The organism is Mucilaginibacter lacusdianchii (genome assembly GCF_009770985.1).
GTDB classification, from domain to species: domain Bacteria; phylum Bacteroidota; class Bacteroidia; order Sphingobacteriales; family Sphingobacteriaceae; genus Mucilaginibacter; species Mucilaginibacter lacusdianchii.
In genome coordinates, this window is the sequence record NZ_WSRW01000001.1 from 822,190 (window position 1) to 845,224 (window position 23,035).

The 23,035-nt window shown below is 42.4% G+C and carries 27 protein-coding genes and 2 tRNA genes; 15 read left to right on the forward strand and 14 right to left on the reverse strand.

The window, feature by feature from the left end; all coding sequences use genetic code 11:
- The first annotated feature begins 11 nt into the window (after positions 1-11).
- On the forward strand, positions 12-1,349 hold the full coding sequence (tilS, locus tag GPM24_RS03735; protein ID WP_158825389.1) for a tRNA lysidine(34) synthetase TilS: 1,338 nt from the start codon (positions 12-14) through the stop codon (positions 1,347-1,349).
- Entirely contained in the window at positions 1,346-1,837 is a 492-nt protein-coding gene (locus GPM24_RS03740; RefSeq protein ID WP_158825390.1) for a hypothetical protein, read from the forward strand. Before tilS ends, GPM24_RS03740 begins: the two co-directional genes overlap by 4 nt.
- A gap of 109 nt (positions 1,838-1,946) precedes the next feature.
- Here GPM24_RS03740 and GPM24_RS03745 read toward each other — a convergent pair whose 3' ends face one another.
- Positions 1,947-2,909 (reverse strand): isopenicillin N synthase family dioxygenase, encoded by a 963-nt coding sequence (locus tag GPM24_RS03745; protein ID WP_158825391.1) that lies wholly within the window; start codon positions 2,907-2,909, stop codon positions 1,947-1,949.
- A gap of 179 nt (positions 2,910-3,088) precedes the next feature.
- Between GPM24_RS03745 and GPM24_RS03750 the strand changes: the two genes are divergently transcribed.
- Both GPM24_RS03750 and GPM24_RS03755 read left to right on the forward strand, forming a co-directional pair.
- Entirely contained in the window at positions 3,089-5,095 is a 2,007-nt protein-coding gene (locus tag GPM24_RS03750; RefSeq protein ID WP_158825392.1) for a DUF6600 domain-containing protein, read from the forward strand.
- Between the two features lie 66 nt (positions 5,096-5,161).
- Positions 5,162-5,602, forward strand: a complete 441-nt coding sequence (locus tag GPM24_RS03755; RefSeq protein WP_158825393.1) for a thioredoxin family protein — start codon at positions 5,162-5,164, stop codon at positions 5,600-5,602.
- 251 nt (positions 5,603-5,853) lie between these two features.
- Here GPM24_RS03755 and GPM24_RS03760 read toward each other — a convergent pair whose 3' ends face one another.
- Positions 5,854-6,015: a hypothetical protein gene (locus GPM24_RS03760; protein WP_158825394.1), complete on the reverse strand. Its 162-nt coding sequence runs from the start codon at positions 6,013-6,015 to the stop codon at positions 5,854-5,856.
- A 124-nt stretch (positions 6,016-6,139) separates the two neighbouring features.
- Here GPM24_RS03760 and GPM24_RS03765 point away from each other — a divergent pair, with 124 nt between their 5' ends.
- Both GPM24_RS03765 and GPM24_RS03770 read left to right on the forward strand, forming a co-directional pair.
- Positions 6,140-6,451 carry a hypothetical protein gene (locus GPM24_RS03765; protein WP_158825395.1) on the forward strand — a complete coding sequence of 104 codons (312 nt, stop codon included), beginning with the start codon at positions 6,140-6,142 and terminating at the stop codon, positions 6,449-6,451.
- 93 nt (positions 6,452-6,544) lie between these two features.
- On the forward strand, positions 6,545-7,057 hold the full coding sequence (locus GPM24_RS03770; RefSeq protein ID WP_158825396.1) for a hypothetical protein: 513 nt from the start codon (positions 6,545-6,547) through the stop codon (positions 7,055-7,057).
- Positions 7,058-7,109: 52 nt separating this feature from the next.
- On the opposite strand, the gene GPM24_RS03775 is transcribed toward GPM24_RS03770, so the two are convergent.
- Both GPM24_RS03775 and GPM24_RS03780 read right to left on the reverse strand, forming a co-directional pair.
- The gene (locus tag GPM24_RS03775) at positions 7,110-7,400 is read right to left on the reverse strand and encodes a chaperone modulator CbpM (RefSeq protein ID WP_158825397.1); all 291 of its coding nucleotides are present in this window, start codon (positions 7,398-7,400) and stop codon (positions 7,110-7,112) included.
- A gap of 8 nt (positions 7,401-7,408) precedes the next feature.
- Positions 7,409-8,326 carry a DnaJ C-terminal domain-containing protein gene (locus GPM24_RS03780; protein ID WP_158825398.1) on the reverse strand — a complete coding sequence of 306 codons (918 nt, stop codon included), beginning with the start codon at positions 8,324-8,326 and terminating at the stop codon, positions 7,409-7,411.
- 156 nt (positions 8,327-8,482) lie between these two features.
- On the opposite strand from GPM24_RS03780, the gene GPM24_RS03785 reads away from it, so the two are divergent.
- Positions 8,483-8,941 (forward strand): hypothetical protein, encoded by a 459-nt coding sequence (locus tag GPM24_RS03785; protein WP_158825399.1) that lies wholly within the window; start codon positions 8,483-8,485, stop codon positions 8,939-8,941.
- Positions 8,942-8,999: 58 nt separating this feature from the next.
- On the opposite strand, the gene GPM24_RS03790 is transcribed toward GPM24_RS03785, so the two are convergent.
- The 7 genes from GPM24_RS03790 to GPM24_RS03820 all read right to left on the reverse strand — a co-directional run bounded on the left by GPM24_RS03790 (position 9,000) and on the right by GPM24_RS03820 (position 16,315).
- Entirely contained in the window at positions 9,000-9,812 is an 813-nt protein-coding gene (locus GPM24_RS03790; RefSeq protein ID WP_158825400.1) for an SDR family oxidoreductase, read from the reverse strand.
- A 109-nt stretch (positions 9,813-9,921) separates the two neighbouring features.
- Entirely contained in the window at positions 9,922-10,920 is a 999-nt protein-coding gene (egtD, locus tag GPM24_RS03795) for an L-histidine N(alpha)-methyltransferase (protein WP_233268727.1), read from the reverse strand.
- A 15-nt stretch (positions 10,921-10,935) separates the two neighbouring features.
- Complete coding sequence (egtB, locus tag GPM24_RS03800) at positions 10,936-12,081, reverse strand: ergothioneine biosynthesis protein EgtB (protein WP_158825401.1); 1,146 nt, start codon at positions 12,079-12,081, stop codon at positions 10,936-10,938.
- Complete coding sequence (locus GPM24_RS03805) at positions 12,082-13,659, reverse strand: ABC transporter permease/substrate-binding protein (RefSeq protein WP_158826043.1); 1,578 nt, start codon at positions 13,657-13,659, stop codon at positions 12,082-12,084.
- Positions 13,652-14,620: an ABC transporter ATP-binding protein gene (locus GPM24_RS03810; protein ID WP_158825402.1), complete on the reverse strand. Its 969-nt coding sequence runs from the start codon at positions 14,618-14,620 to the stop codon at positions 13,652-13,654. The genes GPM24_RS03805 and GPM24_RS03810 overlap by 8 nt, the downstream gene beginning before the upstream one ends.
- A 9-nt stretch (positions 14,621-14,629) precedes the next feature.
- Positions 14,630-16,015: a mercuric reductase gene (locus GPM24_RS03815; RefSeq protein ID WP_158825403.1), complete on the reverse strand. Its 1,386-nt coding sequence runs from the start codon at positions 16,013-16,015 to the stop codon at positions 14,630-14,632.
- Positions 16,016-16,315 (reverse strand): DUF427 domain-containing protein, encoded by a 300-nt coding sequence (locus GPM24_RS03820; protein ID WP_199269682.1) that lies wholly within the window; start codon positions 16,313-16,315, stop codon positions 16,016-16,018.
- A gap of 189 nt (positions 16,316-16,504) precedes the next feature.
- Here GPM24_RS03820 and GPM24_RS03825 point away from each other — a divergent pair.
- Together GPM24_RS03825 and GPM24_RS03830 are read left to right on the forward strand one after the other, a co-directional pair.
- Positions 16,505-16,576, forward strand: a tRNA-Glu gene (locus GPM24_RS03825).
- Between the two features lie 41 nt (positions 16,577-16,617).
- Positions 16,618-16,692 (forward strand) — tRNA-Glu (locus GPM24_RS03830).
- Positions 16,693-16,777: 85 nt separating this feature from the next.
- On the opposite strand, the gene GPM24_RS03835 is transcribed toward GPM24_RS03830, so the two are convergent.
- Positions 16,778-17,041, reverse strand: coding sequence for a hypothetical protein (locus GPM24_RS03835; RefSeq protein ID WP_158825404.1), 264 nt, complete (start codon positions 17,039-17,041; stop codon positions 16,778-16,780).
- Between the two features lie 156 nt (positions 17,042-17,197).
- Positions 17,198-18,142 carry a bifunctional helix-turn-helix transcriptional regulator/GNAT family N-acetyltransferase gene (locus GPM24_RS03840; protein ID WP_158825405.1) on the reverse strand — a complete coding sequence of 315 codons (945 nt, stop codon included), beginning with the start codon at positions 18,140-18,142 and terminating at the stop codon, positions 17,198-17,200.
- A 139-nt stretch (positions 18,143-18,281) separates the two neighbouring features.
- On the opposite strand from GPM24_RS03840, the gene GPM24_RS03845 reads away from it, so the two are divergent.
- Both GPM24_RS03845 and GPM24_RS03850 read left to right on the forward strand, forming a co-directional pair.
- Positions 18,282-19,151 (forward strand): PfkB family carbohydrate kinase, encoded by an 870-nt coding sequence (locus tag GPM24_RS03845; RefSeq protein WP_158825406.1) that lies wholly within the window; start codon positions 18,282-18,284, stop codon positions 19,149-19,151.
- Positions 19,152-19,216: 65 nt separating this feature from the next.
- The gene (locus GPM24_RS03850; RefSeq protein ID WP_158825407.1) at positions 19,217-19,672 is read left to right on the forward strand and encodes a nuclear transport factor 2 family protein; all 456 of its coding nucleotides are present in this window, start codon (positions 19,217-19,219) and stop codon (positions 19,670-19,672) included.
- Here the strand turns inward: GPM24_RS03850 and GPM24_RS03855 are convergent, their stop codons facing one another.
- Positions 19,673-20,653: a GlxA family transcriptional regulator gene (locus GPM24_RS03855; RefSeq protein WP_158825408.1), complete on the reverse strand. Its 981-nt coding sequence runs from the start codon at positions 20,651-20,653 to the stop codon at positions 19,673-19,675. It abuts the gene before it with no gap.
- Positions 20,654-20,769: 116 nt separating this feature from the next.
- On the opposite strand from GPM24_RS03855, the gene GPM24_RS03860 reads away from it, so the two are divergent.
- From GPM24_RS03860 to GPM24_RS03875, 4 genes are all read left to right on the forward strand, one after another.
- A complete protein-coding gene (locus tag GPM24_RS03860) occupies positions 20,770-21,186 on the forward strand; it encodes a VOC family protein (protein ID WP_158825409.1) in 417 nt (138 codons plus the stop codon).
- Between the two features lie 81 nt (positions 21,187-21,267).
- A complete protein-coding gene (locus tag GPM24_RS03865) occupies positions 21,268-21,831 on the forward strand; it encodes an SRPBCC family protein (protein WP_158825410.1) in 564 nt (187 codons plus the stop codon).
- A gap of 29 nt (positions 21,832-21,860) precedes the next feature.
- Positions 21,861-22,247, forward strand: a complete 387-nt coding sequence (locus GPM24_RS03870; protein WP_158825411.1) for a DoxX family membrane protein — start codon at positions 21,861-21,863, stop codon at positions 22,245-22,247.
- A gap of 5 nt (positions 22,248-22,252) precedes the next feature.
- Positions 22,253-22,732, forward strand: coding sequence for an SRPBCC family protein (locus GPM24_RS03875; protein WP_158825412.1), 480 nt, complete (start codon positions 22,253-22,255; stop codon positions 22,730-22,732).
- The last annotated feature ends 303 nt before the right edge of the window (positions 22,733-23,035 follow it).

The following is a 23,035-nucleotide window of genomic DNA, read 5'->3' on the forward strand; positions in this document are numbered from 1 at the left end:
TAATTTTGGCCATGCTGCCGGTTGAACGCTTTACCCATTTTATACAACAGAACCAACTGTTTGAGCCGCAAAGCCGCATACTGGCAGCCGTAAGCGGCGGTATGGATTCGGTACTAATGGCTCATTTACTAAAAGCTGCTGGTTACACCTTTGGTATAGCCCATTGCAATTTTCAGTTACGTGGTCACGAAGCCGATGCCGATCAGCAGTTTTGTAGCCAGTTGGCAAATAGGTTGCAGGTTCCTTTCCATACTATAAACTTCGACACGCAGGCCTATGCGCAACATCACAAGGTTTCTATCCAAATGGCTGCCCGCGAATTGCGCTATCAGTGGTTTGAACAAATACGGCAACAGCATCAATATGAAGTTATTGCGTTGGCTCATCACCAAAACGACACAATTGAAACTATATTGTTAAACCTTACCCGCGGCACTGGCATTGCCGGATTGCATGGTATACAACCCAAAAACGGTTTATTGGTAAGGCCGCTGATGGCTTTTACCCGACAAGAGGTGGCCGACGCTGTAGTGCAAAATCAATTGCCGTATGTAGAAGACAGTTCCAACGCATCTACCAAATATGCCCGCAATAAACTGCGCCATGAGGTGGTTCCGAAGCTGCGAGAGTTGAATCCAAATTTGGAGAATACTTTTCAACGAAACCTCAAGCATTTTAAAGAACTGGAACTGCTACTTAATAGTCAGCTTGAAGCGTTAAAAAAAACTATTTTTACTTATCAGGAGAATGCAATACGTATAGCCATTAACGGTGTAAAAAAACTAATGCCGCAGCATTTATTACTGCATGGCTTACTAAAGCCGTACGGCTTTAATGAAACTACGGTTGATAATATCATCAATTCATTAAATAAACATGCAGGCCGGCAATTTGAATCGTTGAGCCATACGTTGCTGCTGGACCGAGATCATCTGATTTTATCAGCCAAACGTGCAGATGAATGGGCAGTTGTAGAAATTCAAAGCAGTGATAGCAAAGTTCATTATGGTGATTATTTGATTCAGATCAGCAAAAACAATACTGTCGAAAACTTAAACAGCACCCCTATGCAGGCTGCGATGGATGAAGATCTGCTTATCTATCCGTTAACCCTGCGTAGCTGGCAGCAGGGCGATTATTTTATACCGCTGGGAATGCAAGGCCGCAAAAAGTTAAGCGACTTTCTGATCAATCAAAAGATACCACTTACGCACAAATTGCAGGTGCCGTTGTTGGTTAACGGCAATGGTGACATTATTTGGGTTGCCGGTTACCGGCTGGATAACCGGTACAAAGTAACCCCGCAAACTAAAAAAGTTACTATATTCGAACTATCGAAACTATCATGACCACCACTGCAAAACCGGTATACACCGAAAAACAATATTTAGGCCGCGAATGGATACCTGTAACCATCCGTCTGGTACTGGCCATGATTTGCTTTGCCGTTTACTTTTTTACCGATTATGAGAACGACCGAAATGCTGATTTACTGGCTGTAGCTGGCTTTGGCATCATTATCATCTCTATAGTTATGGGCTTTTTGCTGCATTTCCGTACACGGGTGCAAAACAAAAGCATTTTGCTGGATGGTTTGTGGACTACCCGCCTGGTAAAAATTGACCTGAACAGCATTGTAAAAGCAGAACAAGGCGATTACAGCCGTTATTTATTCAATAACCCCGTTTATAACCTGCACAAAAAAGGAACTATCCGATTTTATACAGCAGGCAACTGTGCCATTTACCTTACAGACCGTGACGGTTTGGTATATATCATCGGTTCGCAACGCCCTAACGAATTGTTACAGGCTATTGAAAGTGAGATGAATAGTTAAAACATCGGGATATATTTTAAGTAACTGTTTGTACTATATAAAAAAAGCCGGTTCGTACTGAACCGGCTTTTCTATTTAAAGCTCTTTTTATTTAAACGATAAGCTGGATTTATTTTTTCAAACCAATTTCGCGTAAACGTTCATCTAGGTATTCGCCGGCAGTCATGTCGCTGTATAATTTCGGATGCTGCTCGTCAATGCATGATTCCAAGCTGGTTAAATCCATTCCTGATTTCGGGTGCAGGAAGAATGGTACAGAAAAACGTGATTGTTTCATCAACTCACGCGGCGGGTTTACTACGCGGTGGGTAGTTGATTTTAGTTTGTTGTTGGTTAAACGCTGTAACATATCGCCAACGTTTACCACTACGTCTTCGCCATGTGCTTTGATCGGGAACCACTCGTTATCACGGGTTAGTACTTCCAAACCATCGGCGCTGGCGCCAATTAAAAGGGTAATCAGGTTTATATCCTCGTGGGCTCCGGCACGTACAGCGTCAGGCGCTAAAGCATCCGGATCTTCAATAGGGAAATAATGCAGGGTACGCAGAATGGAGTTACCGTTGTGTACTTTATCGTCAAAGTAGTTGGTTGGTAAATTCAGGTAAGTAGCAATGGCTTCCAGTAATGATTTACCGGCAGCTTCCAACTTCTGATATATTTCGCGGGTTACGGTGTTGAACTCCGGCAACTCCTCTACATACACGTTTTCAGGATATTCATTCTTTACCGGGTCGCCATCGGTAACGGTTTGGCCTATCTGCCAAAACTCTTTTAAATCAGGCACTTTAAAACCTTTGGCAGTTTCTTTACCCTTGCTGGTGTAACCACGCTGACCGGCCAGTTCAGGCTTTTCATATTTTAGTTTTACGTCTTCGGGCAGGGCAAAAAGGGCCTTTACCTGCGCATACAAACTATCAATCAGTTCTTTGCTTAAACCGTGGTTGGTAATGGTTACAAAACCGGTTTCGTTAAAGGCTTTACCAATCTCATCCGAAAACTTTTTGCGGCTTTCGGCATCCCCGTTCACATAAGTATTTAAGTCGAGTCTCGGAATATTTACAGTACTCATAAAAGATACGCTTTTAAGTAAAATTTGGTAAAATTATTTAATTCAGACTACTTACTGGCAGCTTCTGCAAAATTTCTTTTACAAATTTCATTTTCAGAATATTAGCCCTATAAAACATTTAACCTACATTAAACGATTTTGGTTTATACAAGTCTGATTATTATAACACACAAGGATAAATGAAACCGATTATAAATAGCATTAAACTGTGTGGCTTAGCATTGTTGATGCTACTAGCCATACCCAACTATACCAAAGCGCAGGATTACGGCGATGAAATATCTTTCCAAGATTTTTATGATGCACTAGAACCCTACGGCGTTTGGGTAGATGACCCGCAATATGGCAGCGTATGGGTACCTGATGTTGACGAGGATTTTAAACCTTATGCCACCAACGGGCATTGGGTAGTTACCGATTATGGTAACACCTGGGTATCTGACTATGAATGGGGCTGGGCGCCTTTCCATTATGGCCGCTGGCACTTTGATGACTACTATGGCTGGGAATGGATACCCGACTACGAATGGGGACCGGCTTGGGTTGACTGGCGCAGCGGCGATGGTTACTATGGCTGGGCTCCGTTAGAACCAGGTATCAGCATAGATGCATCATACGGCGGCTACAATGTGCCCGATTTTTACTGGGTGTTTGCACCACAGGCATACATTACCAGCCCGCGTATATATGATTATTACGTGCCTCGTACCCGTATCAACATCATTTTGGGCCGCACCAGTTACCTTCGTAACTTTTATACCAACAACAACCGCCGTTATATAGCCGGACCACGTGCTTATGACATTGAGCGTATTACCCGAAACCGTGTGCAAGTGTATCGCATCAATAATATAAACAGGCCGGGGGCAACCCGTATCTATAATAACCAGGTGAATATTTTTAGACCTATGGTACGCCGCACATTTGATGCACGCCCTAACCGGGTAATTAATGGCAACGCTTACCGCAATGCGAATCCTGATTTTAGAATCGGCAACCGTAATTCGGGCAATGGCTATAACCGTAACAATGCCGACCGCCTGGCACGTATTTATCGTAGCGATAATGACGCTAACCGGAATGTGGTACGTATAAACGGTGATAACCGTAATCGCGGTAACAACTGGAACGGTGGCAACAACTGGCAAAACAACAGTAACCGTCCTCAACCTGGTAACAACGGCTGGCAGAACAATGGTAACCGCCCTCGGCCCGATAACAACAACGCTGGGCAAAATAACAGCAACCGTCCTCAACCAAATAACAATGGTTGGCAAAATAACGGCAATCGGCCGCAGCAAAACAATGACAACAACTGGCAAAACAGGCCAAATGGCAATAATCAGCCCCAACCCAATACTGGTGATGACAACCGCCAAAATAACCGTTCTGACTGGCGAAATCGCGACAACAGCCCGGCACCAAATCATCGTTCGCAGCCTGGCCAGCCAGACCGTGTAGCGTTGCCAGAAGGTTTTCCGCAACAGCAAGGTAACCAGCCGCAAAACAACGATCAGCAACGGCAACAGCGCATGGAGCAATGGCGTCAGCAACAACAGCAAGGCCAACAACAGCCCGATCAACGTCAGCCGCAAAACAATCGCTGGCAACAGCAAAACAATGGTCAGCCTCAGCAGTCCGATGAGCAAAGGCAGCAGTGGCAGCAACGCCAACAGCAAATGGAACAACAACGCCAGCAGCGTATGCAACAGCAACAGGCTGATCAGGTGCGTCAGCAACAAGATCAACAACGTGCACAGCAGCAACAGCAAATGATGCAACAACGCCAGCAACAAGAACAACAGCGTCAACAACAAATGCAGCAACGCCAGCAACAAATGGATCAGCAAAAACAGATACAGGATCAACAGCGCCAGCAGCAACAAGAACAGCAACGTCAGCAAATGCAGCAACAGCGGCAACAGCAGATGGAGCAACAAAGGCAACAGCAAGACCAACAACGCCAGCAGATGCAACAGCAGCGGCAGCAACAGCAGGATCAACAACGCCAACAGCAGGATCAACAACGCCAACAGCAGGATCAGCAACGGCAACAAATGCAGCAACAACGAGAACAACAGCGTCAGCAATGGCAGCAACAGCGCGAACAGCAACAACAAAACCAACCTCGACAGGAAGGGCAACAACGCCCGCCACGTGGTGGACGCCCAGACAGGATTATGTAATTATTTAAACATATCTATAATAGCACCTTTAATTATAAGGTGCTATTTTTATGCCCTTACCAGAAAATGAAATCTATGTTAAAATACCTGCATAACCTTGCCCTTATTATTTGCCTTTTTACAATATCGGCCTGTGCCCAAAATAAAAGCACCAATAAGCAAATCAATTTTATGGAAGATGCCTGGCCGCAGGCGCTTAAACAAGCTGCCGCACAAAACAAATATATTTTTGTAGACGCTTACGCCACCTGGTGCGGGCCCTGTAAAATGTTAAAGGCTATTACGTTTAAAAACAATAAAGCCGCTGCATTTTTTAACCAGCATTATATCAACGTGGCTATGGATATGGAAAAAGGCCTAGGGCCACAATTAGCGCAAGAGTGGCAAATGCAAGCCTACCCAACGCTGCTTGTATTTAATGCTAAAGGCCAGTTGGTACTTAAAACCGTAGGCTTTATTGGTGCCAAAGATTTGATTAGGTTTGGTGAAGAAGGCTTACGCCGGTAGTTAAAAACAAAAAAGGTCGGAACTACTCTCGCAGTATTTCCGACCCTACATCTACCTATGAAAAACAGCCCTTTGAGTAGGGCATTAATACATAGACAAACTTTATACCAATGGTTAAAAACCTCGTTTTTAACCTAAATTAACGCCATTTGAGTCCAATCAAATTTAACCACAAGGAAAACACACCACAAAGTGTGGATTTTATGGTGAAAGAATTCCCCATTTTACCTGATGCAAAACAACCTTGTACATTACCGGTCGGTACGGGTACCTACTGATGAAGTATCACGGTTGATACTGGCCGTGTCTTTAGCTTCTGTTGGACCACCAAAAGTATTGTGTGGGTTTTCGCCGCAGCTTGCCAGCATAAATATTATAAATCCTGTAACTAAAATCTGTCCTGCACGTTTCATCGTAAATTAAAAGACAACCATTGGTTGTTAATTGTTTTTTGTGACTTGTTAAATCTGACAGCAAGATTTAACATTTAATTTTACCTAAGTTAAACTATATACAACACACAGCGTTTAAAAGCTTATGGACCACAATGTGTATTTGTTAGCTACCGATCCGAATGACGCTTGCCGCGACGTGATACACTCACGTGATACCACCTTAAAAGTAAAGGTGTACTGCGTAAGCGAAGAAAACTTTTCACCTAATCCGAATGAGATACAGTTGTTTGGGTATGCCGGGAAAAAATTATATGCTTTTGAAACTATCGACATTACGCCCGATGATGCACTGGATGTAATTGGCGCTATACAATGGTATGCCGACTACATTGATTGTCCGGATATGGAGATACTACCCGAAGACCCTCGGATGGGCGAAAGTATTGCCATGTAAAAAATTGTTTAAAAGCGCTTCCATAACAGGCGCTTTTAAACAATTTGCAAGCTACAATTGTATGAAAGGATAACACATCCAATTCATCAACCTATGGCAAATGTTACTGAACAGGATATTATAGACCACCTGAAAGAAAAAATCAAGTTTTATCAAAAAGAAGCTAAACGACTGGAAAACTTGCTTACTGCTTTTGTAAGCGACAGCAATACCCCAAAAAGTCGCAAAGCCAAGCTGGAAGCGGTTGACGAAGCGATAGACCCGTTACCAGCAAAAGAAGAAACTAAATCTACAGCCCGCAAAGCTAAGCCCGCCGCACCCATTGCGGTTACAGAAGAAGAGCCAGCCCTTCAACCCTCATCACTTGAAATACCGACTAAGTATACAGACAGCTTACCACTTGAGGCCCGTATAGCATTTGCATTAAATGAAATAGGTTCGGGCTTTAGCGATGATATTGCCAACACTATGGCTCAGTACGAGCCTAAATCGGACGCAAAGAAACTAAGCAGGCAAATAACTGGTCCGTTAGCTACATTAAAAGAGAGGGGCCAGGTAAATGCCGAAAAAGACGGACGCAAAGAGCGCTATTCATTGGCAAAATAACAACACACGCCAGATTTACCAACCAATCTGTAGTAGGCTGCGCATTTTAAGCTTATTCGTAAATCCGCAGTCTGTTTTTTAGGGTTAACAATTCTTGCTGCGTATTATGCAAGCGCTGTAGTAGATGAGTAATAGCTTCTATGCCTGCCACGTTGATATCCAAATCCTGATGCAGACGTATCATACGCTCCAGTTCGGGCAACTGGTGACCGGGTATATAGCTGGTTTGATTCAATACAGTTATTTCTACCAAACCGGCATCAGCCAGGGTTTGCACAAATGTATATTCTACCTGGTGGTAGCTGCAAAATTCATTTGCTTCGGTTAAATTATCGGTTGCCATGGTTTAAATCAAGAATTAGCCAGTTGTTTAAATAATTCTTTTTGTTGCTCGGTAAGGTTAGTAGGTATCTGCACATCATAGGTCAAATACAAATCCCCAAATTCACCTTCTTTTTTATACACCGGGAAGCCTTTACCTTTCAGCTTTATTTTGGTACCGTTCTGCGTTTCGGGCTTTACATTCAGCTTCACCTGTCCGGTTAGGGTATCTACTGTGATTTCGCCGCCTAGTACTGCGGTATATAAATCAATTTTTTGCGTAGCCAGCAAATCGTTGCCGCTGCGTTTAAATCGAGGATCATCGGTTATTATAAAGGTGATATACAAATCGCCGTTAGGCCCATTGTTTACCCCTGCACCGCCATGACTGGCAATTTTAATAGTCTGCCCGTTTTCAACACCAGCCGGTATGGTAATTCGGATATTTTTGCCGTTAACAGTAAGCGTTTGCTTATGTGTAGTAGCCGCATCCTGCAAACTAAGCTGTAGTTCGGCATTAAAATCTTGCCCGCGGTAACGTGCCTGCCTACGGCCACCGCCGCCGCCTGCACCGCCAAACATCGATTGAAAAAAGTCGGAAAAATCTCCGCCCTCGTTATTAAACGATTCAAAATTGAAGCCGCCATCCGAACCGCCGCCCGAGTAACCACTGTACGCACGGCCTTGCTGTTGTTGCTGACGGGCCTGTTCGTAAGCCTCGGCATGCTGCCAGTTCTCGCCGTACTGATCGTACTTTTTCCGTTTTTCGGGATCCGTCAGCACTTCGTTGGCCTCGTTTATCTCCTGAAACTTTTTATTCGCCTCCTGATCGTTTGGATTTAAATCGGGATGATATTTACGGGCCAGTTTGCGATAAGCATTTTTAATATCTTTTTCGCTTGCTGTTTTGTCTATGCCCAGAACTTTATAATAATCTACAAAAGCCATATCCAAATTTGAGTAGATTTTGCTACCTGTTAAATGATTAACATCACATACGGGTATATGGTTGTAACATTTGGGTTGCAAATCATATTAAATTGTTGATCGTCAAAAACTAATGTCGTAACATCATGTTTAAAAATAGGTTACAGAATAACACTTATGCCATTAGAAACACAAGAGCAAGAACAGCAACTGACAGAGATATACCGGGTAAGCCGGGCACAAATAGAGCACCATGATAATGCCGTAAATCAGCGGGTAATATGGCTATCTATTGGGCAATCATTCTTTTTTAACGTTTACGCTATGCTGGTAACAGCCAAAGCACCTACCCCCGAGCTACTGTCTAAGCAAAAAATGCTGGGCATTATCTTTCCGATAGCCGCCTTACTGGTTGCCATTTTTACTTTGGTAGATGTAATGGCTGGCATGTATTATATGCGTAAGCTTCGACTAAACTACAAAAAGGTTACCGATGGCAGTTCGCACGAGGGTTACTACCCTATGTTAAACGGCAATAAATTTGACCGTAGCTTTCAGCGGATATCCCCTATAGCTATACCAATTATCTTTATCATTACCTGGGCATATCTATTGTTCATAGATCATTCTAAATAAAACAAAAAAGCCGTTAGTGTATCGCTAACGGCTTTTTTGTTTTTATAAGGGTCTGGGTTTAAACGCCACTGAAGATAGAGAAGCCCCCGTCAACAGCAACTACTGTTCCGGTTACAAAGGCTGATGCATCGCTTAACAGCCAAACCAATGCGCCAATTAATTCTTCGGCTTTACCCATGCGTTTAAATGGCGTGTTTTTCACTACCAGGTTACCACGTTCGGTGTAACTGCCATCGGGCTGGGTAAGCAGGGCACGGTTTTGCTCAGTCAGGAAAAAGCCTGGTGCAATGGCATTCATACGCATAGTATCGCCATACCTGTTGGCCAGTTCCATGGCAAACCACTTAGTATAGTTATCAATAGCGGCTTTGGCCATGCTGTAACCTAACACTTTGGTAATGGCCTGCTGTGCCGCCATAGATGAGATATTAACTATACTGCCCTTACCACCTTTAGCCATTACCTGACCAAATATTTGTGTAGGAATAAGCGTACCCCAAAGGTTTAAATCCATCACCTGGCGCATGCCATCCATATTCATTGTAAATATATCCTGATCGGGCTGAATGATACCGCCGGGCATATTACCGCCAGCACCATTTACCAAGCCGTCTATACGGCCATAAGCATCCAGTACTTTATCACGGGCGACTTCCAGGTCGGCCTCTTTCATTACGTCGGCTACCAGGGCAATAGCTTTGCCACCACTGGCATTTACAGCATCTGCGCGTTCTTGAGCAATAGCTTGATTACGGCCCAATATACCTACCGTACCGCCGGCTGCTGCAATACCCTTAATAAAAGCATCACCCAAAATACCTGTACCACCGGTTACAATAATGACCTTATCCTTTAACGAGAAATTTTCCATGTGTTTGTGCGTCTCAGTTTGTACAAATCAAATAAAATTCCGGCAGCTTTCAGGAACTTAAATCAAATAATGAAATCGATTTCAACAAAACTAATCTGCTTGAGACAAATTATTGACTTACTTGCCAAACTGCATCTAAAAACCAGCCCTTGCTATCCATAAAATGCTGTACAGGTGTGAAGCCTGCCTGAGTAGCCATTTGATCGGTTTGTTGTACCGTGTATTTTTGAGACACTTCCATAAAGATGTATTCATCTTTATGAAACTGCACTGTGGTATCACATAAATGCACTTCCTGATCAGTTAAGCTGACGAGATAACTCTTGCATGATCCTGTTTCAGGATCGTACATTGGATAATGCTCAAACTGCGTTAAGTCAAAATTAGCTTCCAGTTCGCGGTTGATGCGCTTCAATAAATTCAGGTTAAAATCGCGCGTAAAACCTTCTTTATCATTGTAAGCCGCCAATATAGTTTTAGGATTTTTTTTAAGATCTATTCCTATCAACACACTGTCATTTATAGATAAATGGCGGCGCAATTCTTTACAAAACTCTTCTGCTTCTGGAACTGGCATGTTACCAATATTAGACCCCATGAATAAAACTACCTTACGTCTATCCGATAAGTTAGCTGCTTTTTTAAGCATGTCAAAATATTCGCCTGTCAGGCCATTTAGTTGCAAGCCAGGCAGTGCTTTTGGCAAGGTATCATTCAACAGGTTAATTACATGGCCCGAAATATCAATGGGCATATAAGTAAAATCAGCCTGCTTTTGCTGTAGGCAGCGCAGCAAATGAGTAGACTTCATGGCATCACCGGCCCCTAGTTCAATTAAATCAAACGGACTCCCGTCCGCTATCAGCGCCTGGGCAACTGCCTCGGTTTGCTCGGTAAATATTTCCAGCTCGCAATCGGTAGGATAATATTCTTCGCAGTTCATAATTTTCTGAAACAGCTCGTCGCCGGCCGCGTCATAAAAATATTTGGCTTGCATGTATTTTGGTGAGGCCTGCAAACCAGTCAGCACATCATCACAAAATTGCTGATTAAAATTGGCCACATGAGGAGGCTGCGTCATTGTGGTAAAGTTATCGGTGTTTTTCATAAGGATTGGATAGAGTTATCTTGCTAAACGTATACCACAATATAGCCAGCGCAGGTTAGGATGAAAAAAATTGCGGTAGGTAATACGACTATGCCCCGGCGGTGTAGCATCAGATGCGCCGCGCAGCACTTTTTGGCTTACCATAAATTTGCCATTATACTCGCCGATGGCGCCCGGTGCCTTGCTAAAACCTGGATAAGGCAGATAAGCACTTTCTGTCCACTCCCAATTGTTACCCCAGTTAAACTGCGTGGCTGCTACTTCCCACTCAAACTCGGTAGGGAGGCGCATACCTTTCCAAGAAGCATAAGCATAAGCCTCATAATAACTTACATGCTGTACAGGTTCGTTTAAATTTATAGGTTCCAGTCCACGCAGGGTATATACAAACCATTGTTCGTCTATCTGGTGCCAGTATAACGGTGCTGTAATTTGATTTTCGTTCACCCAGGCCCATCCTTCGGCATGCCAATGGCGAAAATCTTGATAGCCGCCAGCCTTAACAAACTCCAGATATTCGGCGTTGGTTACCACTGCTTTGCTGATTTCATAGGCACTCAAATAAACTTTATGGCGGTTTAGCTCATTATCAAAGCAAAATCCTTCTCCCTTAAAACCCACTTCGTATACGCCTTCGCTGATGCTTACAAAGCCTTCAACAGGTTCTGCATGCTGCGTTGTGTAGCTTTTATCATAAGCCGGGAATAAAGGATTATGGCCCAAAATATATTTGATATCGTAATATAGCAGTTCCTGGTGCTGTTCCTCGTGATTGAGCCCTAAAACAAATAACTCTTTTACTTCGGGCGATGGCTCATGACACAAAAAGCTGTACATGGCCTCATCTACATATTCACGATACTGGTACACATCTTTAACCGTAGGCCGGCTCAGGTTTCCCCTATCCGTACGGATTACCCGTGCACCGACGGTTTCGTAATAACTGTTGAATACATAATTATATTCAGGATTAAATTCCTGATAGCCCATAAAGTAAGGCTTCAGGATAAACGTTTCGAAAAACCAGGTGGTATGCCCAATGTGCCATTTGGGCGGACTCACATCTACTACAGGCTGCACTACATAATCTTCAATTTGCAGTGGGGAACAAATTTGCTCACTTCGCTGACGTACAGCTTTATATTGTTCGGCTAAGGTCATTTACTTTTGGGCGCTGTTCAGATAATTTTTCAGATCTGATATGGTATGTATTTGCAGTTCGTCGGCTTGCTGTCGCCGCATCATCAGGGCGTAGGCATTGTTAAACCCTATGGGTTTTAACCATTTTATGCCGTACTTGTTTTGAAACGATTGCTGAACATAGCTATAGGTTTTATTCTTATCCAAACCTACCGTATCCACTACCTTTTTAGATGGTTGCAAGATTACCAAAAGACCTGTACCGGTATACTCGGGGTAAAAATCTATTTGGTTATTAGTAAGTGCATCAAAGCATATTTTGGTACCGCCCAAACCGGTTTTGGTAGCTACATTGTAATTAGTATACCCTTTAATAAGCATACTGTACATACTGGCCAAAATGTACTGCTCACCAAATATTTTAGACCCAATGCGTACAGTGCCACCGTTACCATTACGGGCAGGCTTATACAAATGATGTGTTGCCAAAAAATCTTTGGCTACCTGTTCGGGTGTTTGATGCAGGTAATCGGTACGATAATTCAGTTCCGTCATGATAGAATCATTGATGTGACCGGCCAGTAGATTTAAGGTTTTTTCTAATTCCGGAAACTTACGCAAAGCATCTTCCCGCACGATGGGCGCAGCATAATAAGGCGGAAAAATCTTTTTATCATCATCTAGCACCACTAAATTAAAAGCCTTAAGGCGACCATCGGTTGAATAGCCGCTGATGACATCCAACTGCTTTTCAAAAGCGGCGTTGTACATTACCGCATCATTAATAACAATGGTATGAATTTTTAAACCATACTTTTGCTGCAAACCCAGGTTACCATCCTGCCGTCCCATAAACTCGGGGGTAAAACCGGCGGTAAGCTTACCGCCATAAGCTGATGGCACAAAGTAAAACGAGGCCAGCACCAATAAAATAACTGGCAGTGTGTAAGCGCCAGTTCTCACTTTTTTAAAGTTAAGTTTTTGAACAAAGGACAGTAACAGATCAAACAAAATAGCCAGCAAAGCCGCCGGTATAGCCCCAGCCAAAATCATGTTACTGTTGTTGAGCGATATACCGCCAAAGATGAACTCACCCAAGCCACCTGCCGCAATGTAAGATGCCAGGGTAGCTACGCCTACATTAATAACGGTTGCGGTACGAATACCAGCCAGAATTACTGGCATAGCCAACGGCAATTCCACTTTAAATAACACCTGTTTAAGGCTCATGCCCATAGCCAAGGCTGCTTCTTTAACCGACGCATCTACACCGGTAACACCGGTATAGGTATTACGGATAATAGGCAGCAGTGCATATAAAAACAAGGCAACGATAGCCGGTTTGGCCCCTATGCCCAGCAACGGAATCATAAAACCAAGCAACGCAATGCTCGGGATAGTTTGCAGTACACCAGCAATGCCTAGTACGGGACCAGACAACGGCCGTTTACGCGCGATAAGAATACCCAGCGGCAAACCAACAAAAACGGCAATTAACAATGAAATAAAAGTGAGCCCTATATGCTCTAATGTTTGGGTAAGCAGCTTATCATGCTGTTGCTGCATAAATTGCCATAAAGTTTGCGACTGCTCATTCATGGGGTTGGAGGGCATTTTGGTATTGGTAATAGGCCGACATTAACTGTTCGAAGGTAATAGTTTTAACCTGATGTGTTTGCGGATGTTGTACAGCGATGTTTTGTATAGCATGTTCTTTAAAACGTTCCATTGCCCACCATACGCTTTGTTCATTACAGGCCACAGGCTGCATGCCGCTTACTATTGGTGTTGGAAGGTTATCCCAAACATCAGTAAGCTTTACCGATTTAAGTTCTAATTGCAACCGCTGTGCCTGCAGAAATTCTTTCACGAAGGCGCTGGCCGGGTTAAACAACAGTTCGGCAGGTGTACCTATTTGTACAATGCGGCCTTGATGCATCAAGGCAATACGGTTACCCAGCTCAAAAGCTTCCTGCACATCATGCGTTACCATCACAATGGTTTTACGCTGTAACTCGTCAAGCGCCTTAAACTCAGCTTGTATTTTAGTACGGGTGATGGTATCCAACGCGCCGAAAGGTTCGTCCATTAACAAAACCGGCGCGTCTGCCATCAACGCACGGGCCAGGCCTACACGCTGTTGCTGCCCGCCGCTCAATTGTTGTGGATATAGCTTTAATAAATCAGCTGGCAAATGCAGCTTTTCTAATAACTCGTGCATTCGTTTGGTAATTCTACCAACGTCCCAATTTAGCAACTGCGGCACAGTGGCTATGTTTTCGGCCACAGTATAGTGCGGAAACAAACCGTTGTTTTGCAGCACATAGCCAATGTTACGTCTTAGCAATTCTGGCTTTTGTTGAGAAATATCCTGACCATCAATTAATACCTGACCATGGGTAGGCTCAATTAACCGGTTCAGCATTTTAAGTGTGGTGGTTTTGCCGCAGCCACTGGTGCCCAGCAAAACCAGGTTTTCGTGCTCGGACACTTCAAATGATATATCATCAACCGCGCGGGTTGCGCCGTAGTGCTTACTAAGTTGCCGAACCTGAATCATGCAGGTAATTTACGAATCTAACTTCATAAACAGATTGTTTAATGATTCGGAATACGTTGGATGAGCAAAAACGCAATACCGTATACGATCATGCGTAATACCGCCTTCCATCGCCATTTGCAGCACCGACATAATTTCGCCACCTTCTTCGCCTAATATAGCAGCGCCCAGTATTTGCTTGGTATCGGCATCTACCACGGCTTTCATTAATCCACGGGTTTCGCCTACTTCTACCGCACGGGCTACGTTTTCCATCTTTAGCACAGCTACTTTGATGTTAAGGCCTTGCTTGCGCGCTTCAGTTTCAGTTATACCCACGCGGCCCAGTTGCGGGTCGGTAAACATACAGTAAGGCACCGGACGGCCTGCTGTAGTCAAGTTATCACCTTCCAGCAAATTACGGTATACAATAGTAAAATCGTTATAAGCAATATGCGTAAAAGCCGGTCCGCCTTTAATATCGCCCAAAGCATAGATACCCGGCATGTTGGTTTGCAATTGGTCATCTACTTTGATATAGCCTTTTTCGTCTACCTCTACACCGGTGGCTTGTAAGTTTAAAACTTTAGTTTGCGGAACACGCCCTGCGGCAATAAGTATGTGCGAACAATTCAATTCCTCTTGTTTTCCATTTAAATTTACTGTAGCCAGTATTTTACCATTACTGTCTTTTTCAAACCTAACAGCTTGCGAATTACCATGAATGGCAATGCCTTCTTCTTCCAATATCTTGTGTATCTCAGTAGCCACATCATCATCCTCGTGCGACATGATACGCGGGCCACGCTCCAGTATGGTAATTTGGCTGCCAAAACGCCTGAACATCTGGCCGTATTCCAACGCAATATAATTGCCGCCGATGATGAGAATATGTTCCGGCACATAATCCAGATCAAGAATGGTGGTTGAAGTCAAATACCCTACTTCCTGCAAGCCTTCAACATCAGGCACCGTGGGTTGCGTACCAGCATCAATAAATATCTGCCCGGCTTGTAATTCTTCTGTGCCGCCAGCGTTTAATTTTACCTGTACAGTTTTATGCCCGGTAAAACTAGCTTCCCCCATCAGCAAATCGATGTTCGGATCATCTTGCAAACTTTTTTCGTTACCGCTGCGCGAATGTTCAACAATGGCATCACGGCGCTTTTTAATTTGCGGCATGTCTACCCGATAACCATCTATATGCACACCAAGATTATTGCAGCGGCCGGCCAGGTAAGCCGCCCGGGCCGAGGCCACCATGGCTTTGGTGGGGGTACAACCATCGTTGATACAGGTACCGCCAACCAGGCGCTTTTCAATCATGGCCACTTTCTTGCCAGCTTTGGCCATTTTGCGCGCCAAAGGGTTACCAGCCTGCCCTGAGCCGATAATAATTACATCATACTGTTTCATTTATTCGGTAACCTTTACACCTTTCCAGAACGCCACATAATCTTTAATTTGTGCCGCCGCTGATTTAGGTTCGGGATAATACCAGGCGGCATCTTTATTTTGCTGACCGTCCACTTCCAAAGTATAATAAGAGGCTAAGCCTTTCCAAGGACAGGTGGTATGTGTATCGGTTGGTTTTAAAAATACTGCTTTAACGCTTTCTTTAGGAAAATAGTGGTTGTTCTCGACCACTATGGTATCATTACTTTCGGCTATTATTTGGTTGTTCCAAACGGCTTTCATGGATATGATGTCATTCACTTTTAACAGGCTATTTAGCTGTGGCTGAATGACGTATTTAAAATAACAATATTTCTTATTTTGTTTTAAACCTGAGCATTGAAGTTTATGCCTAAAAAAACTGAAAATTTTTGCTTAAAATATTTTTTGATTTACAGATAAACATATATCTTTGCATTCCCAAAACAAAGGGAAAGTTCTTTATATTATGGTCTATTCGTCTAGGGGTTAGGACGCCAGATTTTCATTCTGGAAACAGGGGTTCGATTCCCCTATGGACTACTTTAAGTTGTTATTCAAACTTAAAACAAAGATTCTAACTTGGTCTATTCGTCTAGGGGTTAGGACGCCAGATTTTCATTCTGGAAACAGGGGTTCGATTCCCCTATGGACTACCAAACAAAAAAGGCTTCAGCAATGCTGAAGCCTTTTTTGTTATATTCTTATTTTTTTAATAGGCTGTATAGTAATGAAGCTACACTATTATACGCTTATCTCATCAATGCTCGGCTTTTTCAAAAACTTATTATACCGGTTTTTCATCGCCTTATTCATATCATCCATCAGCTGCTTCATTTTGTAATTGAGCGCCAATATGCGTTTGTTTAGCTTTACAAGCTCGGTAGCCAGTTTCAGATAGGCAGCGGTATCGCCAGCTTTCAAAGCTGCATTTTTCAAGCTGTTTAAGCGACTTTGTTTATCCAGAATAAACGTTTTATATTTAAAATACCTCTGGTAATCTTTCATTTTGGCTATCATTACGGCAGCACTGTTTCAAAGAGTTTGCCATAATTTACCACAACCATATTATTTTTTTCTGTAAAAGAAATAAATGATTAAATAACAAGCTATTGCAATTGCTATTAACGAAATAAATTAGCCTATAATAAATAATACCACTACTTATAAGCATAATTCCATTTGTATATTACAACGCTCATAAGGGGATACAATACCAGTCACTTTTTTAAAGCCTAACTTGTGGTATAAGTTAATTGCCGGTTTTAAAATGGTGTTACTCTCTAAATAAACACGTGTAGCACCTTCCGCCCTAGCCTTTTCTATAGCAGCATTGCCCAGCAACCACCCCATGCCTTTTCCCTTTGCTTTGGGCGATACAGCCATTTTAGCCAGTTCAAAAGTTTGATTATCCATTTTAATTAACGCACAGGTACCTAGTGGTTCGCCATGATATAAGGCAAAAAGTATAAATCCGCCTTTATCTAATATATATTCTTCCGGATGGTCAAGCGCTTTATAGTCGGACTCTTCAATTTTAAAATAGGTAGTAATCCATTCCTCATTTAATGCCTTAAACGCCGCTTTATATTGCGGATGGTAAGCCACAATTTCCACATGCTCACTTTCACGCAATTTTTTTTCTTGCTGTACCCGTTTAAATAAATCTTTTTGCTCCAGCAAAAACTCCCATTCTTCAATCGCTTTCCAAATATTGTGTTGTGTTTCTTGCAGGGCAGTTTCTATGGCAGCGTTTACATCGGTATACTGATTTTGTATTCGATTGTTAATCAACTGTCCAGCCTCGGTAAGCCGGATATAGTTTTTACGGCCATCGCTTTTATTCGGGCTTTCGGTTACCAATCCCTTCTTGGTCATTTCTTTTACAATTATACTGACCGAAGGATGCGAATGACCTATTTCCTGTGCTATTTGCATGATAGATTTTTCTTCACTCCCAGCAAGTGAGTAAAACACAGGAAACCACTTTGGCTGCATATCTATATCATACAAATTATATACTTCCCCGGCCTGCTCAGTAAGCTTTTCACTAAGCCTTCTTAAACGGCTACCCAAAGCCATTTTACCAACTTTATTATAAAAATCCATAACATTAAATAATTACGTAATTAACTACGAAATTATAAACATAAATGTTAATGAGCAAATAATTTGGTAAAATATTACTGTCAGTAATTATATAACCTTTATATTTTCTATTATAGCTTTATTATTTTAACTACATCACATGTACGACATTTGCTGCATAGGTCATATCACATTAGACAAAATAGTAAATCCATCTGGTGAAAAGCATATGGCTGGCGGCACTGCTTTTTATTTTGCTAATGCTATTCACCATTTACCTGTAAAATTTGGTTTAATAACGGCTGTAGGTCCTACCGAAACAGATGCAGTAACCGATTTGCAACAGAAAGGCATATCTGTACAAGCCTTACCCAGCACACATTCTGTTTACTTTGAAAACATCTACAGTAGTAATCAGGATCATCGCACCCAGCGGGTTTTGCAAAAAGCAGACGCTTTTGGTATAGACGATATAGCTAATGTTGAGGCAAAAATATTCCATTTAGGTCCGCTTCTGGCTGATGATATCTCTGTTGATACTATTCGCCACCTAGCCAGTAAAGGACAGGTGTCTTTAGATGTGCAAGGTTATTTACGCGATGTACAAAAGCAAAATGTAGTTACAACCGACTGGTCTGATAAGCTACAGGCCCTGCCCTACATCAGCATATTAAAAGCCAATGAGTTTGAGCTGGAAGCCTTAACCGGCACCTGCGACATTGAAGAAGCCGCCCGGATGTTACACAACTGGGGTGTTAAAGAAGTGGTGGTTACATTAGGCAGTAAAGGATCGGTTATTTATGCCCACGATGCTTTTTACACCATTCCTGCATATGTACCGACCGTAGTGGCTGATGCTACCGGTTGCGGAGACACTTATATGGCAGGCTATTTATACCAAAGGGCAAAAGGTGCAAATGCAGATCTGGCCGGCAGATTCGCATCAGCTATGGCGGGCATTAAAGTAGGATGTGCTGGTCCGTTTATAGGAACCGAGGCTGATATACTGGAGGTATTAAATAAATTTTAGTTACAGTTGAATGACGGGCAGGAAAATGATGATCTCTATATTTATCATTACCTGAACGTTAAAGCATGAAAAAGATCAATCTGCTGTTATTCCCCGTAATCGGGCTTGCCTTTGTTGCCTGCAACCGGCCAAGTGCAGCTACTGTAAACACCTCTTCAACCAAAGAAAACGAAGCCATTGTAAGAGCTGCATTCGAAGCATTTAATCAGCATGATTGGAGCAAAATGGCCAGTTATTACGCCGAGCCAGCAGTGTTTTTGGATCCGGAATACGGGACCGAATATGTAAACAAAACGCAAAAAGAATCAGCGGACAACCATGCTAACCTGGAAAAGTTTTCGCCGGATATAAAGGATAGCATTACTACTATGATTGCCGCAGGCGATAAAGTAGCAATTGAATTTATATCGAGTGGTATCACTGCCGATAAAAAGCACTGGAAGCTACCCGTTAGTGCCGTGCTAACTTTAAAGAACGGTAAAATTATAAAAGACGCTACTTATTACAACCACGAAAAGTAATCAAGCCACCAATGGTTTATTATACTTGTTGCGGTACTCGACCGGCGAAAGTCCGGTTATTTTTTTAAAGATGGTTCTGAACGCTTTAGGGTCTGTATAGCCTACGTTGTACATTACCTCGTTTATATTTTCTCGTGATGATTCGAGGCTCATTTTGGCCGCCTCTATTTTCACACGCTGCATATACTCAAGCACCGTATTGGAGGTAGCTTTTTTAAACCTGCGCTCTAAGTTGCGCCGACCAATGGCCAGCATATCGGCCAGCTGATCAATGGTGATCCGGTCTTGAAAGTTATGTTCAATAAATTCCTGCGCCTTACGTATGGCATCGTCCTCGTGCTCTTTTTGGCGATGGAAAATAATAAATGGCGACTGGCTGTTACGGTTGATATCAATCTCAAAAACCTTGGATGATAAAATAGCCATATCCCTACCTGCATGCTTCTCTACCAGGTACAAAATCAGATTCAATGACGAATATGCGCCGCCGCTGGTGTAAATACCCCCTTCATCAGTAATGATTTTGTAGGGCATCAGATTTACCTCCGGAAACATCTTTTTAAACTCCTCGGCCATTAGCCAGTGCGTTGTACAGCTTTTACCGTTCAGTAAACCGGTAGACGCCAGTATGAATGCGCCGATACAGAGTGAAACTACTTCGGCCCCATTTTTATATTGCTCCACAATCCAAGGCAAAAAGGCTTGATTGGCAGGCAGTATTTGTTGCATATCGCCATGCACTGCCGGAATAATAATTAAATCTGTTTTCTCTACCTCGGTTATTACCCTGTCAGGATTAATAGTAAAAACACCATTACCCAAACGCGCTTCTTTAGTAAGGCCCACCACATGGATATCAAACAAAGCCGCTTTCCCGGCACGCATAACCGCATCGTTTACACGCGAAAACATTTTGAATGTGGCTTCGATGTTACTTAAGCTGGTTTCGCCTGCCGGAATCAGGATAGAGACATGTTTCATACTATCAAATCTAACGGAAAAGCTTGTCGTTATCAACCCCCAATTTGTCGTTTTTATACCCGGCCGTCGAAAGCAGCAAAGCATAAGTTTGTCATAATCAATTACATTTTCACATCATGACACAAATTAACGCTTACCTTACTTTTAACGGTAACTGCCGCGAAGCCTTGAGCTTTTACCAGCAATGCTTGGGCGGCCATTTGGAAATGCTACCTGTTGGGCAATCGCCCATGGCGCAGCAATGCCCTACTGCCGTGCACGATCAAATTATGCATGCCTGCTTAATCAAAGATGCTTTATGGCTTATGGCCTCAGATATGGTGATGCCTGGAAGTTTGACTGTGGGCAACAATTTTGCCTTATCCTTAAATTGTAGCAGCGAAGAAGAAATTAATCAGTTTTATAGCAGTTTATCGGCCGGAGGGCAAATCATCGATGAGTTGAAAATGCAATTTTGGGGTGCCTTATTTGGTGTGTTTACCGATAAGTTTGGGATACGGTGGATGTTGAGTTACGATAAAAACAAACAATAATTTATCTTTTATACAAAATTGTAATATCTTAACTTTATCAAACCAATACAACCTTAATACCAACGCCTTAAATCAATTTTCATGAAAATCTTAATTAACGTAGTTATAGTGCTGGTAGTTATAATTGCTGCACTTTTAATTACTGCGCTGTTCACCAAAAAATCTTATTTTGTTGAAAAGGAAATTGTTATCAACAAGCCTAAAAACGAAGTTTTTGATTATGTAAAATATCTTAAAAACCAGAATAAATACAGCAAATGGGCCAATATGGATCCGAACATGCAAACATCATTTCGGGGTACCGACGGAACGCCTGGCTTTATATCTGCCTGGAACAGCAATCAGAAAAACGTTGGCAAAGGCGAACAGGAAATTAAGAAAATCACTGCCGGAGAGCGAATTGATTATGAAATCCGCTTTATTAAACCTTTTCCGTCAACTGCTCCATCATACATGATAACAGAAAGTCTAAACGCTCATCAAACCAAAGTAAAATGGGCATTTGCCGGCACCATGACTTATCCCATGAACCTGATGTTATTATTTATGGACATGAACAAAATGATTGGCGATGATTTACAAGTGGGCCTTACCAACTTAAAAGGCATCATAGAAAACAATGCCCAAATGGCTCAGATAAATTAATAACTGAAATCACTAAAACTTATCATACAATGAAAATTGCCGTAATTATAGTCCGCATCCTAATGGGACTAATGTTTTTATTTGCTTCTGTTGTCGTCCTTTTTCACTTGGTTAAGCAACCCGCGCCACAGGGTAAGGTCAAAATTTTTATGGAAGGCATGATGGCTACCGGTTACCTCATGACGTTAATTAAAGTAACCGAACTGGTTTGCGCCATTGCTTTACTTATAGGCCGCTTTGCACCGCTGGCTACGGTTGTATTATTTCCTATTACCTTGAACATATTTTTATACCACGCTTTTATTGGTCCCGAAGGGTTATTGATGGCGGTTTTACTGTTGTTGGGTAATCTGTTTTTAGCCTATGCTTATCGCAAGCATTATGTAACGTTGGTAGCACCTAAAACACAACTTTAAACTTTATGCAACCGTCAAGTAAAGTTACATCCGAAGTTACCGGACGCCAGGTGATCAGCGCCCGCGTGTTCCATATCCGCCGAGATATAGTGTTTAAGGCGTGGGCCGAACCAGAATACCTGGCACAATGGTGGGGGCCTCAGGGCTTTACCAACACTTTTCATGAATTTAATTTTACCGAAGGCGGTAACTGGCGCTTTACTATGCATGGGCCGGATGGAAAAGACTACCCTAATCAAAACATTTTTGAAGAGATTAAAGCGCCTGAGCAAATAGTGCTGAGGCATGATTGCCAACCCTACTTCTTGGCAACCTTTGTGTTTGACGACTTGGGCGAACAAACCAGAGTGACGTTTACTCAGTTATTTGACAGCGCCGATGTATTCAGCAAAATTAAAGATATTGTTGTACCCGCTAACGAAGAAAACTTTGATCGGTTGGAAATACAGTTAGCTAAATTATTAGCGCAACAACACATATCCTAGTAAGAAAGGCAAATAATTCAATGCGACCAATAGCCCTTAATTTATAAAAGACATCATAAATGATGTCTTTTATAAATTAAGGGCTAAACTATACACGTAGTTTTAGATAGAAATTCATAAGTGTTGCAACATTTAATTGATTTTAACATTGTATTAATACTTAAACAGTTGACATTTCGTTATTATATGTTTTTTCAATATCTTGATATGATTATAGCTATACCAATTGTCCTTTCACAGAACCATCATATTAGCCGAAGCTTAACATGATTACCATTCCTCTTTTATATTTTCTTGCCGCTA

Excerpts from the sequence above, each read along its gene's own strand:
- GPM24_RS03765 (WP_158825395.1), top strand. The coding sequence starts at position 6,140 with ATGGACCACAATGTGTATTTGTTAGCTACCGATCCGAATGACGCTTGC.
- GPM24_RS03860 (WP_158825409.1), top strand. The coding sequence starts at position 20,770 with ATGACACAAATTAACGCTTACCTTACTTTTAACGGTAACTGCCGCGAA.
- GPM24_RS03750 (WP_158825392.1), top strand. The coding sequence starts at position 3,089 with ATGAAACCGATTATAAATAGCATTAAACTGTGTGGCTTAGCATTGTTG.
- GPM24_RS03865 (WP_158825410.1), top strand. The coding sequence starts at position 21,268 with ATGAAAATCTTAATTAACGTAGTTATAGTGCTGGTAGTTATAATTGCT.
- GPM24_RS03875 (WP_158825412.1), top strand. The coding sequence starts at position 22,253 with ATGCAACCGTCAAGTAAAGTTACATCCGAAGTTACCGGACGCCAGGTG.
- egtD (WP_233268727.1), bottom strand. The coding sequence starts at position 10,920 with ATGAAAAACACCGATAACTTTACCACAATGACGCAGCCTCCTCATGTG.
- GPM24_RS03870 (WP_158825411.1), top strand. The coding sequence starts at position 21,861 with ATGAAAATTGCCGTAATTATAGTCCGCATCCTAATGGGACTAATGTTT.
- GPM24_RS03745 (WP_158825391.1), bottom strand. The coding sequence starts at position 2,909 with ATGAGTACTGTAAATATTCCGAGACTCGACTTAAATACTTATGTGAAC.
- egtB (WP_158825401.1), bottom strand. The coding sequence starts at position 12,081 with ATGACCTTAGCCGAACAATATAAAGCTGTACGTCAGCGAAGTGAGCAA.
- GPM24_RS03775 (WP_158825397.1), bottom strand. The coding sequence starts at position 7,400 with ATGGCAACCGATAATTTAACCGAAGCAAATGAATTTTGCAGCTACCAC.
- GPM24_RS03785 (WP_158825399.1), top strand. The coding sequence starts at position 8,483 with ATGCCATTAGAAACACAAGAGCAAGAACAGCAACTGACAGAGATATAC.
- GPM24_RS03835 (WP_158825404.1), bottom strand. The coding sequence starts at position 17,041 with ATGAAAGATTACCAGAGGTATTTTAAATATAAAACGTTTATTCTGGAT.
- GPM24_RS03845 (WP_158825406.1), top strand. The coding sequence starts at position 18,282 with ATGTACGACATTTGCTGCATAGGTCATATCACATTAGACAAAATAGTA.
- GPM24_RS03755 (WP_158825393.1), top strand. The coding sequence starts at position 5,162 with ATGAAATCTATGTTAAAATACCTGCATAACCTTGCCCTTATTATTTGC.
- GPM24_RS03780 (WP_158825398.1), bottom strand. The coding sequence starts at position 8,326 with ATGGCTTTTGTAGATTATTATAAAGTTCTGGGCATAGACAAAACAGCA.
- GPM24_RS03790 (WP_158825400.1), bottom strand. The coding sequence starts at position 9,812 with ATGGAAAATTTCTCGTTAAAGGATAAGGTCATTATTGTAACCGGTGGT.
- GPM24_RS03840 (WP_158825405.1), bottom strand. The coding sequence starts at position 18,142 with ATGGATTTTTATAATAAAGTTGGTAAAATGGCTTTGGGTAGCCGTTTA.
- GPM24_RS03760 (WP_158825394.1), bottom strand. The coding sequence starts at position 6,015 with ATGAAACGTGCAGGACAGATTTTAGTTACAGGATTTATAATATTTATG.
- GPM24_RS03855 (WP_158825408.1), bottom strand. The coding sequence starts at position 20,653 with ATGAAACATGTCTCTATCCTGATTCCGGCAGGCGAAACCAGCTTAAGT.
- GPM24_RS03740 (WP_158825390.1), top strand. The coding sequence starts at position 1,346 with ATGACCACCACTGCAAAACCGGTATACACCGAAAAACAATATTTAGGC.
- GPM24_RS03810 (WP_158825402.1), bottom strand. The coding sequence starts at position 14,620 with ATGATTCAGGTTCGGCAACTTAGTAAGCACTACGGCGCAACCCGCGCG.
- GPM24_RS03770 (WP_158825396.1), top strand. The coding sequence starts at position 6,545 with ATGGCAAATGTTACTGAACAGGATATTATAGACCACCTGAAAGAAAAA.
- tilS (WP_158825389.1), top strand. The coding sequence starts at position 12 with ATGCTGCCGGTTGAACGCTTTACCCATTTTATACAACAGAACCAACTG.
- GPM24_RS03815 (WP_158825403.1), bottom strand. The coding sequence starts at position 16,015 with ATGAAACAGTATGATGTAATTATTATCGGCTCAGGGCAGGCTGGTAAC.
- GPM24_RS03850 (WP_158825407.1), top strand. The coding sequence starts at position 19,217 with ATGAAAAAGATCAATCTGCTGTTATTCCCCGTAATCGGGCTTGCCTTT.
- GPM24_RS03805 (WP_158826043.1), bottom strand. The coding sequence starts at position 13,659 with ATGAATGAGCAGTCGCAAACTTTATGGCAATTTATGCAGCAACAGCAT.